At 50.9% G+C, this 13,628-nt stretch carries 9 protein-coding genes and 1 pseudogene; 2 read left to right on the forward strand and 8 right to left on the reverse strand.

The features are described 5' to 3' along the window. Positions 1-3: 3 nt before the first annotated feature. From LVJ88_RS11495 to LVJ88_RS12620, 5 genes and pseudogenes are all read right to left on the reverse strand, one after another. Positions 4-2,199 carry an AAA family ATPase gene (locus tag LVJ88_RS11495; RefSeq protein ID WP_085418199.1) on the reverse strand — a complete coding sequence of 732 codons (2,196 nt, stop codon included), beginning with the start codon at positions 2,197-2,199 and terminating at the stop codon, positions 4-6. Between the two features lie 18 nt (positions 2,200-2,217). Continuing rightward, complete coding sequence (locus LVJ88_RS11500; RefSeq protein ID WP_085418198.1) at positions 2,218-4,530, reverse strand: CRISPR-associated helicase/endonuclease Cas3; 2,313 nt, start codon at positions 4,528-4,530, stop codon at positions 2,218-2,220. A 172-nt stretch (positions 4,531-4,702) separates the two neighbouring features. Further along, positions 4,703-6,724 (reverse strand): transglutaminase TgpA family protein, encoded by a 2,022-nt coding sequence (locus LVJ88_RS11505; RefSeq protein ID WP_244694160.1) that lies wholly within the window; start codon positions 6,722-6,724, stop codon positions 4,703-4,705. Positions 6,725-6,857: 133 nt separating this feature from the next. Beyond that, entirely contained in the window at positions 6,858-7,109 is a 252-nt protein-coding gene (locus tag LVJ88_RS11510; RefSeq protein ID WP_085418214.1) for a BolA family protein, read from the reverse strand. 360 nt (positions 7,110-7,469) lie between these two features. Beyond that, positions 7,470-7,619, reverse strand: a pseudogene (locus LVJ88_RS12620) (signal peptidase); the annotation flags it as partial. A 67-nt stretch (positions 7,620-7,686) separates the two neighbouring features. On the opposite strand from LVJ88_RS12620, the gene ftsE reads away from it, so the two are divergent. Continuing rightward, positions 7,687-8,340, forward strand: coding sequence for a cell division ATP-binding protein FtsE (ftsE, locus tag LVJ88_RS11515; RefSeq protein WP_085355540.1), 654 nt, complete (start codon positions 7,687-7,689; stop codon positions 8,338-8,340). Next, positions 8,337-9,251, forward strand: a complete 915-nt coding sequence (gene ftsX / locus LVJ88_RS11520) for a permease-like cell division protein FtsX (RefSeq protein WP_085418197.1) — start codon at positions 8,337-8,339, stop codon at positions 9,249-9,251. Before ftsE ends, ftsX begins: the two co-directional genes overlap by 4 nt. Before the next feature lie 108 nt (positions 9,252-9,359). Here ftsX and pyk read toward each other — a convergent pair whose 3' ends face one another. The 3 genes from pyk to LVJ88_RS11535 form a co-directional block, all read right to left on the reverse strand. Then, entirely contained in the window at positions 9,360-10,832 is a 1,473-nt protein-coding gene (pyk, locus tag LVJ88_RS11525) for a pyruvate kinase (protein WP_085355542.1), read from the reverse strand. Positions 10,833-11,106: 274 nt separating this feature from the next. Continuing rightward, on the reverse strand, positions 11,107-12,567 hold the full coding sequence (locus LVJ88_RS11530; RefSeq protein ID WP_085355543.1) for a surface lipoprotein assembly modifier: 1,461 nt from the start codon (positions 12,565-12,567) through the stop codon (positions 11,107-11,109). A gap of 121 nt (positions 12,568-12,688) precedes the next feature. Further along, positions 12,689-13,531: a Slam-dependent surface lipoprotein gene (locus LVJ88_RS11535; RefSeq protein WP_085418196.1), complete on the reverse strand. Its 843-nt coding sequence runs from the start codon at positions 13,529-13,531 to the stop codon at positions 12,689-12,691. Between the last annotated feature and the right edge of the window lie 97 nt (positions 13,532-13,628).

Genomic DNA, 13,628 nt, shown 5'->3' on the forward strand with positions numbered 1-13,628 from the left:
TTTTTAGATTGTTTGAGAAATAGCTTCTAACTCTGTTTCAGCTGTTTCTAATACCTCTATAACAGATTTATATTGTTTTAATGGAACTTCAAGTTCCATTAAAACTTTTTCAACCTGCTCATTCATCGCATTCTTGATACTATCAAGAATTTTTTCCATTTCATTTCCAATTTGGTTAGTAGCTTTCCGAATTGCACTATCAGTTTCTTTACGTTGCTGGGACTTCTTATAATCTGAGCTAAAAAAGCCAATGATTGATTTAGTTACCCCAATTAAAGCCCCAACTACGGCCAACACCCCACCTACAAAGGCAAAAGTCCAACCTGCTGGATTACTGGCCAATAATAAAGCACCTGTTACTACGGCAACACCACTTGAAACTAATCCTAAAAGATCTAATCCATTATCAATCTTTATATCTAAATTAAAGTTTTTTAAATTAAATGAATTACTTCTTTCATTAACAATATTATTTAAGTGAACACTTGTACGTTTTACGATACGCAACAACTCCTCTCCAAACTTGTTAGCTTCGAATTCAATAGAATTCCTCAATTTATTTTCTAGCTCTTTAGCTTGCAGCTCCATTTCATTTTTCAAATTACGTTTAAATGTGTCATTACTGATATCTTTATCTATTTCATTATAAAGACTAGCTCGAATTTCATTCTGAAAAGCCTGTAAAATTTTTCCTCTTAATGAATCTAAGCTACCTGAAAATTGTTCCATTAACACCTTAATTCTAGCTTGAGAATTCAACACTTCGCCTCTTACCTTTTTTCTATCCTCATTAAATTTTCGACTTAACGCTTTCAAATCACATATTGAAGAATCTAATGCTTGGTAAGCCTTATTTAAATTTGAACGTTTTATTTTATTGCGGTAATCAACAATGATTTCAGAAGATAATTTTTCTACAAAGTTAGGTAAGCCACTCAACTCCAAGATTTTATCTCTTGTACCAAAACGCTCTAGAAATTTTCTTTGTTCATTTGCCTCTTTACTTCCTGGCACAATGCATTCAGTCAACCCCAAATAAGCTGGCCTTGCACTAACGATTAAGCTCTGACAATACTTCTCTGCTAACTCTTGTTTTAATTTTTCGTCCAATGCCCGCAATCCATCTTTTTCACCTTGGCTAATTAATGGTTTTTTCAAAGAGCGAGGATTATTGACAGCATGGTTGTAGATTGTCCAAACTTCTGTTTGAGTACCTAAATGCTCTTTCATTTTTTCTAATGTACCTTTTTTATTTCCCTTCTCTCCCTCATGTGTTTGTGGCGGACGTGCAGTACGGGTTATATAAAATACGGCATGAGCTTTCTTAACAGCCTCTTCAATTGAAGCTCGTACAACATTTTCATCACCTTCAATACCAGGAACATCAATCAATACAAATTCATGATTATTATAGTTAAAGCTAAATGAAGTATTGTTACGGGTGAAATCTGAACGACCATCTCCAATGATCTGGCCGTCTGCGAACTCCTTCAAACTCTCTGCTTCTCTAATTAAACGTGTATTTTCAGCTTCTGCATCTTTCTTTTCTTGCAATAAAGCTTTTAGATAATCTTTAAAATCTTCTGATTCTTTTTGCTTTTCAGCTTCAATTTCAGATAAAAGCTGTCGTGCTGTAACTAATTCTTCTTTCTCTTTAATCGGAATGAATAAAGAAATAAAGCGCTGCCACCATTTTTGATTCTTTTTAATTTCCTTTAATAACTCAACCAAATGATGAACCTCAACTTCAGCTCGCATAATAGATTCTGCATATTTTTGATCCAACTTATTTAAAATTTCCTGCACTTCCTCTATTGCTTGTTCTTTATTCATAATAATTTGGCGAACTTTACAGAAAGCCTCTTCTGTTAAACCACTTTTCTCAGCTAATGTTTTAAATTTCTTTTGGCTTTCTATTTTACTTTCCTCTTTTAAAAATAGACGCAAAGCTTCTATTAAAGTTGATTTCCCTGCATTAGTTTCACCATAAAAAGCAATAGTAAATTTTTCCCATTCGCTTAATTTTTTTAATTCGTTAAGTTCTTTTTGAATAGCTTTATTTAATTTATATAGGTTACCTATTGCAAAAGATATATCTTTATCAATTTTATCTTTCCCATTTTGTTTTGATAACTTATTTATTACTACCTCAATTTGTCTGGCAATTTTTTCATAGATAAGATTTGATTCTGTTTCCATTGAATATCTCCAAATTAATTAAAAAACTAACGTCTCTACTTTCAAAAATCCTACATTGCCCCACCACAACCCAGCCACCTCATCATACAAATCCAACCCAATCAGGCTGTAAAACTGCTTGCCAAACCGCTTTTCGTTAACCGTTTCTATCCGCCCTGCTTTGAACAGGGTTTGCAAGGCGCTTTCTGGCACTTGCACGGTGTAAGGCTGGAGCTTGCGCAGCAGTCCGCCGATTTGGTCGGCGTGGCGCAGGCTGTCGATCAGGCGTTCGGCTTCTTGGTCGAACGGGATAATCAGCGGCTGCATATGGGTTTCGATCATGCGGAATTCTTGAGCGATGGCTTGGAAGGGGAAATCGAGGCTGTCGCCTGCCTTCTTGTGCATGTCGAGAATGCCTTTGCTATCTAATTCTTTGCCTTTTTCTTCGTAAACATATTGGAAGTAGCGGCGGATGGCCTGTAGTGAGAGCAGATCCTCGGCGTGGTGGCGCACGACTTCGCGCATGGCGGCGGAGAGCAGACCGAGTTCGGACGGGGCTTTCCATTTTTCTTCGGGTTTGAACACCCAGACAAAGCTGTTTTCAGACGGCCTTTTGCCTTCGCGGTTGCAGCGTCCTGCGGCTTGGGCGATGCTGTCCAATCCGGCTTCGGCACGCATGACTAAGGGGAAATCGACATCTACGCCGGCTTCGATAAGCGATGTGGCGATCACGCGGCAGGGTTCGCTGTTTTTCAGACGGCCTCGGATGGTTTCTAACACTTGGCTGCGGTGTTTGGCGCACATCAGGGTGGTGAGGTGGAAAACGCCGTCAAGCTGTTTGGCGCTGTCGTACAGGCTGCGGGCGTGGCGGCGGTTGTTGACGATAATGAGGATTTGCTTGTGCTGTGCGAGCTTTTCGAGCAAATCGGCATCGGTTTGGAGGCCGATATGTTGCACGGTGGTGCGGCGCAGTTTGTCAAACAGTTCGAGTGGATTGGGGGCCAGCTCGCGGGTGTTTTCCAAGCCGCGGTAAAAACCGTGTTCGGCTTGGATGGCGGGCTGGGTGGCGGTACACATGACGACGGAGCAATGGTAGTTGCGCGCCAGCTCTTTAACGGCCTGCATGATGGGCAACAAGAGTTTGAGCGGCAGCATTTGTGCTTCGTCGAGAATAATCACGCTGCCGCTGATGTTGTGCAGTTTGCGGCAGCGGGAAGAACGGTCGGCAAACAGCGATTCGAAAAACTGCACGGCGGTGGTAACGACAACAGGCATATCCCAGTTTTCGGAGGCTTGCCGCAATTTGTCTTTGCTGTGTTCGCCTTGCAGTTTGCTGCCGTCAAACGTGCTGTGGTGCTCCAGCACGGCGGCTTCGCCCAGATCGCCGAACGCTTTGCGGAACTCAGCGGCGTTTTGTTCGATGATGCTGGTGAAGGGAATCACATAAATCACGCGGCGCATGCCGTGCCGCTTGGCGTGTTCGAGGGCGAAGGCCATCGAAGTGAAGGTTTTGCCGCCACCGGTTGGCACGGTGAGGGTAAAAAGCCCCGGCACTTGCTCCGCCTGCCTCACGGCGTGGTCGAGAATATCGCTGCGCAGGCGGTTTAGGGCGGCATTGCGCTTTTCTTCTTCGGTTTGCTGCGGCTTTTCGGCAATATGCCGTCTGAAATCGCCGATAAAGCGGTTAAAGCGTTGTTGCAGCTGCAATAAATCGGGATGACCGCCGCGCTGCACGGTTTTATCTTCCAAGCCCGCATAAAAGGCTTCGGTGTCAAGATAATCGGCATCGACCAAACAGGAATACAGCATGCGGGTGAAAAAAGCCACGCTGAAGGACTTGGCATATTTATCCGCAGAATCGGCAATGCCAAACTTAACACCCGGCATCGGCAATTTTTGAGGCAGCTGAATCTCTTGCCGCCATACTTCATCCGGCTCGGGAATATCGTGAATCCCTTTGCCGAATGGCACGGCCAAGCGTTGGGTTAAGGTGCGGCGGTTGTCGCCCTCGCTGTTTCCGTTTGCCAAACCTGCATGATGGCCGGCTATGCAAAACGCCATTAATTTACCCAGCACACTCCAGCGTTCAAAAGCGATTTTTGCACCCGCCGTAGCATGGTCCACCGATGGGCCGCCATGCAGGCGGCGGTTAAACTCCGGCGTGTATTTGCCCAAATCGTGCAATTGGCCGGTATAACGCGCCATTTCCTCCGCACCAAAAAAAGCGGCAAACCCTGCAGCCATATCACCCACATTGTGGGCATGGCTGCACATGGTTTGCCAGTATTCGTAAGGTTGGTTTTCGGCGGAATGGGCGTAGTAAATTCGGATAGTTTGATTATCCACAGACATTCTCCAATGTATTTTTTATTATTTCTGCATTAACTACCAAGTGAGAAATATATCATAACAGTTGAGAAATTTGCACACCCTTTCACTGCAAAACAAAGGCCGTCTGAAAACTGCTCACAATCGGGTGAAAGCTGTTTTCAGACGGCCTCTGTTATAGGCAAAACCTAACAAATTAATGCTGCTGCCGGTAATGCTTTTTAACGATTTTCCGTACTGCGCGATACCAGCGTTTTTGGGTGCGCAATGTCGGGCGGTCGGCGGCGTAGAGCCAGTGTTCGTATTGTTTGAGCAGGCGGGTGAGTTCGGGGTTTTCGATGCCGTTGCTGTCGAGCAGTTTGTGCAGTTCGCCTGCGCTGACGGCGGGGGCAGTTTCGTCTTCTTCGCCCAGCAAGGCGGTTTTGAGTTGTGCGAAGCCTTCGTTTAGGTAATCGCGTTCGCGGTTGCGGTTGCCGAACCACCATTTCAGCAAGGGCAGCAATGCCAATGCGATGCCTACCGGCAGAACGAGCAGCAGGGTTTTCCAGTTGAATCCGCCCAAGCCGAGCAGTTCGAAGAGGTTGTTTTGTTTGCTTTGGTCGTAATTCACCACCCATTGCTGCCAGTAAAATTGGCCGGTATCGCGCCAGCGGGCGAAGAGGCTGTGGCCGTCTGAAACCATATTGCGTTCGGCTTCGGGCAGGGCTTGGCTGATGCCGCTTTCGGCACGCACGGAGGATACGGCGGCGGTGGGGTCAACGCGCAGCCATGCTTGTTCTTGCGGCAGCCACACTTCCGCCCATGCATGTGCGTCTTTGGAACGGATTTGCCAAAAGCCGGCTTGTTCGTTGTATTCGGCACCTTGATAGCCGGTAACGACACGGGCGGGCAGGCCGACGGCGCGCATCATCACCACGAAACTTTGGGCGTAGTGTTCGCAAAAGCCTTGCTGCGTGCGGAACATAAATTCGTCGATACCGTTACGCCCCGGGGTGCGCGGCGGTTGCAGGGTGTAGCCGAACTTTTTGCTACGGTAGTGGTGCAGCACTTTGTCGATAAACTGGCGTTCGTTGGCAGACTGCTTGGCCAGTGTGTCGGCAAGCAGGCGGGTTTGCAGGTTGCCTTCGGGCAGACGGGTATAGAAAACCCGTTCGCCTTCGGTGAGCTTGTGCGGCAGGGTGTCGCTCAACGATGCCTGCAAGGTGATGCGGCGCAAACCTTCGCGGCTGCGGTGGGCGCGTACAATCTGCCCCATTCGTTTGGTGAGGCTGCCGTGGAGCTGGCCGACGGGATAATCCAAAGCGGGCAGTGCGCCGTTTTGGTCGCGGATAATCATTTGATATTCGACGGTGCGTGCGGGGTTGGCTGCGCTGCGGGCTTCGTCTATATAGGTGTTGTCGAGTGCACGCCAACGCACGCCGTCGAAATCGGCCATGATGATGGCGCGCCAATACATATCGCTGCGCTGCGGCTTGAGGCCGTCTGAAAAGGTAATGTTCGCCACCCATTCGTCGCTCTGCACCAGATTGCTGATGCTGCCCGGCTCCATCGAATCGGACAAACCGGTTTTGGCCTGACCCTGCTGCGGCTGGGGAATGCGCCACAGCGGTTCGCTCAGCCGCGGCACGGCGGCAAACAGCACGGCGGCCAGCGGCAAGGTAAGCAGCAAGGCAAGGCCGGTTTGTTTGGCGGCTTCTTTCACATTCAAACCGCACAACACGGCAAAGCATACGCCCACCATCGGCAAGGCCAGCAGCAGCCACAGGCCGACTGCGAGGCTTTGGTCGAACAGCACCGACGAACCGATTAAAAACAGCATCGCCAACAGCAGCACCTGCCAATCGCGGCGGGTATTGCCTTCAAAAGCCTTGAGCATCACCATCAGCAGCAGAAACGACACCCCGCCGTCGCGCCCGATAACCGTTCCGAGCTGCTGCCACACCAGCGCACCGCCGATAACCATCAATAAAATCAATGCCGGCACGGGCAGCTTGGCGATGCCCAAGCGCAGTAAAGCCAAGCGCAGCAGCCACATGCCGCCGAACACCGCCATAATCGCAACCGGCAGTGAAGACACCAGCGGCAGCGCAGTCCATAACAAAGCCAGAAGCACGGCGAAAGCAACAGCGCGCGGCGGCGGCTGTTTGAGAAAAGAAGGGTTGAGAATCAGCATGATAGCTTGTGATGTAATGTGTTTGGTTGGCGGGCGGTGCGGCATCTTTTGCAGGCCTGAAACCTTTGCAAAACCCATGTTTAAGGTTCGGCCTGCCCGCAATTATTTGTTTTAATCGGTTGCAGCGCACCCCGAGCGGCATTATCCCCTACACCGCTCGGAGCGTTGTTCAGACGGCCTAACCGCCTTGTTTGGCAGCCCATTCGGCCGGAGTGGCCGCCGTGGTAATCGACAACGCGTGCAGTTCATTGCTGGCCAATTTGTCGGCCAAACCGTCTTTAATCAAGCGGTGGCGGGCAAGGCGGGCTTTGCCTTCAAATTCGGACGACACGATTTGAGCGAAAAAGTGGTGGCCGTCGCCCTCAACTTCTACATATTCGCAACGGGCAACGGCTTCAATCATATTTTTAACTTGTTCGGTGGAGAGCATGGCGGTTCCTTTCAAAAATCGCTGTTCAGACGGCCATAAGCCTTTGCGCAAATCAAGGCCGTCTGAAAAATAAGTGTGCATTATATAGGCAGGCATAAGCAAACAACAGACACAAACCCCAAACCTAACCCGTTAAGAACACCCAAACCGGCCAAGCTCCCGCCAAGCCGCACGGCAACTGTTCCCCGCAAGCCCCGACATACCGCCGATACACCCATGCCCGAGCCGCCCGCCGCAAACAAACCGCACCCGCCCGAACTGCATACAGAAAACAACAACCCCCTGCCGCGCCGCTGCGCAATAAAAATATTCCGCCTGCCTAGCGCGGCTGAAGCACGGCGGATTATTCGGTATAATCGCAGCCTGATACCTTTGCAAAACCCTCAGATGTGGATGCAGTTCAAGGCGTAGCAGCACAGCGAGTGCAGACATATCATGCAGATAGGCAAACGAGCGAGCAGCGCACAACGCAGAAATGCGCCGCAGATGGGGGTTTTGCAAAGGTCTCAGCCTGAGATTTCAGCCTTCTTTTTCAGACGGCCTATGCCGTCTGAAACCACTTTCAACGAGAAAAGCTATGATTCGTTTCGAGCAAGTTTCCAAAACCTATCCCGGCGGTTTTCAGGCATTGAAAAACGTCAGCTTCAAAATCAACAAAGGCGAAATGATTTTCGTGGCCGGGCATTCCGGTGCCGGCAAATCCACCATACTCAAGCTCATTTCCGGCATTACCAAGCCCACCCAAGGCAAAGTATGGATGAACAACCAAGATATCGGCAGCCTTAACGACAACCAAATCGGCTTCATGCGCCAGCATATCGGCATTGTGTTTCAAGACCACAAAATCCTGTTCGACCGCAACGTGCTGCAAAACGTATTGCTGCCGCTGCGCATTATCGGCTACGACGCCAAACAGGCTGAAAAACGCGCCCGCATCGCCATCGAAAAAGTAGGCTTGGGCGGTCGCGAACTTTCCGACCCGATTACCCTTTCAGGCGGCGAACAGCAACGCCTGTGCATCGCCCGCGCCGTTGTGCACCAACCCAGCCTCCTGATTGCCGACGAACCCTCAGCCAACCTCGACCGCGCCTACGCCCTCGATATTATGGAACTCTTCAAAACCTTTCACGAAGCAGGCACCACCGTGATTGTGGCCGCGCACGATGAAACCCTGATGGCCGACTACGGCCACCGCATCTTACGCTTGCAGGAAGGCAGGTTTGCATCATGAACCATTACCTGTCGCTCCATCTCGAATCCGCCGCCAACGCCGTCAAACAACTGTGGAAACAGCCTGTCGGCACCCTGCTGATTCTCGTTATGCTGGCCATCGCCATGACGCTCCCGCTCACGCTCTACCTCGGCGTACAAAGCTCGCAGGCCGTGCTGGGCAAACTCAACGAATCGCCGCAAATCACGCTTTATATGGAACTTGGCGCCGATGCGGGCGATACCGAAGCCGTCCGAAACCTGCTCGCCAAAGATGCGCGCATCACCAAAAGCGAATTTATCGGCAAGCAAAAAGGCTTGGAAGAACTCCAAACCAGCATGGGCGGGCAGGATTTAGTGTCGATGCTCGATGAAAACCCCCTGCCCGACGTTTTCATCGTTACGCCCGACCCCGCCACGGCACCCTCAGAAATGGAAGCCCTGAAAAACGATTTGGATCAGCTGCCTATGGTCGAAAGTGCCAGCTTAGACACCGAATGGATGCAAACGCTTTACCAAATCAACGACTTTCTGCACAAAATCTTCTGGTTTTTGGCCATTACCCTCAGCGTGGCCTTCGTTTTGGTGGCTCACAACACCATCCGTCTGCAAATCCTGAGCCGTAAAGAAGAAATCGAAATCACCAAACTGCTCGGCGCACCCGCTTCGTTTATCCGCCGCCCCTTCCTTTACCAAGCCGTGTGGCAGGGTGTATTGGCGGTAGGCGTCAGCCTCGCCCTGTGCGCTTGGTTGGTCAACGCATCGCAACCCCTGATTAACCGCATTTTCAAACCCTACGGCCTGCATATCGACTGGCGTTATTTCCACTTTTGGGAAGTGCTGCTGATTTTAGCCGTGGTGTCTGCACTGGGCGTTGCCGGAGCATGGCTGGCCACCCAGCAGCATTTGCTGGGGTTCAAAGCCAAGAAATAATGCAGCTTCATTAAAAAACTTTGTCTATACATAAGGCTACAAAAACCGAAAGGCCGTCTGAAAATTTTTCAGACGGCCTTTCGGTTTTTATATACGCAATGCCCGATCTCAACCGCGCACGGTAGAAACTTGCAGCATATTGGTCGAACCGCTTTCGCGCATACGCGAGCCGCTGGTAATGATGTATTGGTCGCCCGCGGCCAATACTTTGCGCTCCACCAGCGTTTTTTCCACTTGATCCAAAGCGGTATCGTGGTCGGTGCTGGTTGCCAAAATCATGGGGCGCACACCGCGGTACATCGCCATGCGGCGTTGTGCCGAAATGCTGGGCGTGAGTGCGTAGATCGGCAGTTGGATGCTGTGGCGGCTGATTTCGAAGGCCGTCGAGCCGCTCTCGGTTAAGGCAACAATGGCGCGGGCATTCACGGCTCGGGCAACGTGAACCGCGCCGCCGGCAATCGCCAGATTGGTGCTTACCGCGTCTTCGCTATGCTCTTCGCTCACACCGTTGAGCGAATCTTGTTCGGCTTCGGCGGCAGCACAAATCAGAGCCATTTGGCGCACGGTTTCAAAGGGATACGCACCGATGGCGGTTTCTGCCGAACACATCACCGCATCGGTTCCGTCCAACACGGCATTGGCTACGTCGCTCACTTCGGCGCGGGTCGGCACGGGGTTGGTGATCATGCTTTCCATCATCTGCGTGGCGGTAATGCTGAAACGGCGCAGCTCGCGGGCGCGGCGGATCATGCGTTTTTGCAGGGCGGGCACGGCGGCATTGCCGACTTCCACCGCCAAATCACCGCGCGCCACCATGATGCCGTCTGAAGCCAGAATGATTTCATCCAAATTGGTAATGGCTTCCACCCGCTCGATTTTCGATACCAAACCGGGGCGGACGGCATCGCTGCCCTGCATTTCCTGCTCCACCAAACGGCGGGCGGTGTGCAGGTCTTCCGCCGATTTGACGAAGCTGACGGCAAGATAATCGCAACCGATGGCGATGGCGGTTTTCAGATCGCGGAAGTCTTTTTCGGTCAGCGCACCGGCAGAAAGCCCGCCGCCTTGCTTGTTGATGCCTTTATTGCTCTTGAGCGTGTGGCTGTTCAACACCGTGGTCAGGATTTCGCTGCCGTTAACGTTGTCGACAATCAGGGTAAGCAGGCCGTCGTCGAGCAGCAAAATGTCGCCCGCTTTCACGTCTTTGGGCAAGTCGCGGTAATCGAGGCCGACGCGATCGCGGTTGCCCTCGCCTTCCAATGCGGCATCAAGCAGCAGTTTTTCGCCGGCTGCCAGTTTGATGCTGCCGCCTTCGATTTTACCTACACGGATTTTCGGGCCTTGCAGGTCGGCCATAATCGCCACTTCGCGGCCTGCCAATTTGGCGGCTTCGCGCACGATACGGGCGTTTTCTTGATGAAATTCGGGCGTACCGTGGCTGAAATTGAAGCGGACGACATTCAAGCCGCCTATGGCAATCATATCTTTCAACAGGTCAACATTGTTGCTGCCCGGGCCGAGGGTGGCCACGATTTTAGTATTATGGCGGATGCGGGTTAAATCGCGTTGTGAAGCACTCATGGCAAACATCCTTTCGATTGCGGTACGTTTTGTGTTATGTGCAAAGTGTGTTATGTGCAGAATTTTAACCCGAAAGCCGACTATTTGTTGGAAAATTACAGATTTTTATGATTTAAGCTAAATTTTTCGTGCGCCTGCCAAGCCGAAACGCCGGCGGCATTTTTTCTTATTTTATTCGGTTTTTTAAATGCTTAAATTCCATTACCCCTTTATCGGCAACAAAAGGCCGTCTGAAAGATTATTTCAGACGGCCTTGATTGAATGACGGCAGGGTTTAGAAGGTTTTTTGCAAGGCCAAGCCGATTTCGTTCTGTTTGTAGCTGTTTAAGCCGATATTGCCGTTTACTCTGCGGTGTTTGACGCTGAGCACGGGTTTCAAACCGGCAATCTTCCAGCGGTCGGCAGTCAGGCTGGCAAGATAAATCTGTTCGTTGTCGCGGCGGCGGTTTTGGAAAAAGGCTTCGTATCCGTCGTGCGTGCGGCGGCGCAGGGTAGCGTTCAATCCCGCGCTGAAACCCTGACGGAATATTTTTACCGCACCCAGCCGTGCAGAAGCCTGACGGTAGGCGTAAACGTCGCTCGCCGCCGTGCGCCGCTCGAAATCCAAACCGGCATACAGCAGCATATCGTTGCGCGGGAGGTAGGTTAGCGTATTGTTGACGGAAACTTTATGGCCGTCTAAATGGTTATAGCGGTCCACATTATCGAGACGCGCCCACTCTACCTCGCTATTCCACTGCCAGTTGGTGCCGTCTCTTTCCCATTCGCCGCGCACGCCGTAACTGCGTTGATCGGTTTTACCGCCGCTGCTGCTCCATTCGAACACCGGAGCAAGCGTCAGGCTGTCGCGGTGGTTTTCAAACTGGTAGCCGGCACTCAGATTGGCGGTATGCGTGCCGTGCTCTTTTTTATTGCGGTAAACCGTTCCGTAGGAAATGCCCCGCGCGGTTACGCCGTGATGCCCGCTGATTTGCCATTGACGCACGGCGGTGGCTTCATATTTTGCACCGAAGCCGCTCTCGACGGGGTCTGCCTGCAACAAGCCGGAGCATTCGCCTGCGATGATGTCGCCCACACACCATTCTTTACCTGTTCCGGGGCTGTGGTTGATGTTGCTGTTCCATACGCCGCCGATTTGTACCGACCCGCGCCATGAATTGCGTTGGTTTAAGGCCGTCTGAAAAGAGGCAATGTTTTCGCGAACACTTTCGGGCAGATCCGGCGCCCGGGCAATCTGCACAAATTGCGATTGGGCTTCACGGTTCAGATGGCCTTCATACAGCAATCTGGCCAAATCAAGGCGGCCCCGCGTGAAATCGGGCTGGCGTTCGAGCAGGGTTTCGTAATGCTGCTTAGACTGTTTCCATTTGCCCTCGGCACGGGCAAGCGAGGCACGCGCCAACAAGGCGACATCTTTATCGTGATCGGTTTGCTGCTCATACTCGGCAAGCAGCCGGCGCGCCTTGGGCCAATCACTGTGGTTGACGGCATCGTATAATGCCGCGCCGGTATCCTGAGGCTCCATTTCGCCGCCGCTCAAGGCAGCCTGCGCCGCCGCATCTTTCTCCCACACTTCGCGCTCCTGCGCCCTATCCATTTGACGGGTGTTCTGCCACAAACGCTGTTGGATATCGTCTTGCGTGAAAGCATGCGTCCGGCCGGCTTGGCGGGGAAAGTCTTGTGCAAAGGCAGGCCAGCACACGGCCAAACACAACCACACTGTTTTTCTTGACATAATCTGCACCTAAGAATGTTCAGATAATAAAAATCCGCTTATTTGATATTATAAACAAATAAGCGGATCGGTTGGATAAGGCTCTCGGAGAATCGTTCTCGTCAAGCCTGTTTATCCTGACTTACTTCTTCACACCGCCGAACGCAGTGTTCAGGTTCGGGTTGGTTTTGAACTTGGCTACACCGGCCAGGCTTGAAGCGCCGTTACCGAAGAAGTTACCGTCAACTTTACCTGCGTGGCCGTTAGCAAAAGCGTAACCTTCGAATTCTGCATCTTTGGTGTCGATGTAAGAATGAATGTTCATGCTAACCGCAGAGTTTTTCAACGAACCTGCCAAGGTACGGGCACCGAAGTCGGCTTTCAAAGTACCGGTCATCAAGTTGTTGCCCTTGTAGTTGTTGAAGCCTTTAACCGCGTAAGTGGCAGTACCGTAAACAGGCATGTTTCTGGTGCGGCTGTCGCCTGAGTAGTAAACTGCGCGGTTAGAACCTTTGGCAAACTCGCGGCCTACCCACTCACCGTATTGTACGCTCGCACCGCCGCTGCGGATGCTGTTGAACGTGAACTTACCGATGTTTTGGCCGGTGTAGTGGTTTTTGGCAACGATGGTTTTCACACCGTTACGGTCAACATTGGCTCGGTGTTGATCCAAAGATTTGTAGTAAATGCCTGATTGGTAAGCCGCGCTTTTCAGCAGCTTTTTGTTTACCGCTTCAGATTCGGGCTTGGGCAAAGCAGCGCGGGCAGCTTTGGCAGCTTGTTTGGCTGCTTTTTTAGCCGCTTTGGCAGCTTGTTTGGCCGCTTTCTTGGCAGCTTTGTCTTTCAGGTAGTTATTGTAGTCTTGGTTGTAGCTGGGCTGGTATTGGCCTTGGCTTTGATAATCATTGTAATCATAAGCGTAAGCACCGGCGCTCAAAGTAGCTGCAAGCAAAACCGCTGTGGTTTTTTTCAGATTGAGTTTCATAGTCGTATCCTTTTCATCAAGTAACAAACAAAGTCAGCTTCATAACAGCTGGGGCAACAATCTTTTTGATACCGCATATAGCCATATAGCCGCATTC

Origin of the sequence: Neisseria dumasiana (assembly GCF_022870885.1) — a bacterium.
Lineage (GTDB): Bacteria > Pseudomonadota > Gammaproteobacteria > Burkholderiales > Neisseriaceae > Neisseria > Neisseria dumasiana.

Bases quoted from the DNA above. Each gene is read 5' to 3' on its own strand.
- ftsE (WP_085355540.1), top strand. From the start codon at position 7,687: ATGATTCGTTTCGAGCAAGTTTCCAAAACCTATCCCGGCGGTTTTCAG.
- LVJ88_RS11535 (WP_085418196.1), bottom strand. From the start codon at position 13,531: ATGAAACTCAATCTGAAAAAAACCACAGCGGTTTTGCTTGCAGCTACT.
- LVJ88_RS11495 (WP_085418199.1), bottom strand. From the start codon at position 2,199: ATGGAAACAGAATCAAATCTTATCTATGAAAAAATTGCCAGACAAATT.
- ftsX (WP_085418197.1), top strand. From the start codon at position 8,337: ATGAACCATTACCTGTCGCTCCATCTCGAATCCGCCGCCAACGCCGTC.
- LVJ88_RS11530 (WP_085355543.1), bottom strand. From the start codon at position 12,567: ATGTCAAGAAAAACAGTGTGGTTGTGTTTGGCCGTGTGCTGGCCTGCC.
- pyk (WP_085355542.1), bottom strand. From the start codon at position 10,832: ATGAGTGCTTCACAACGCGATTTAACCCGCATCCGCCATAATACTAAA.
- LVJ88_RS11510 (WP_085418214.1), bottom strand. From the start codon at position 7,109: ATGCTCTCCACCGAACAAGTTAAAAATATGATTGAAGCCGTTGCCCGT.
- LVJ88_RS11500 (WP_085418198.1), bottom strand. From the start codon at position 4,530: ATGTCTGTGGATAATCAAACTATCCGAATTTACTACGCCCATTCCGCC.
- LVJ88_RS11505 (WP_244694160.1), bottom strand. From the start codon at position 6,724: ATGCCGCACCGCCCGCCAACCAAACACATTACATCACAAGCTATCATG.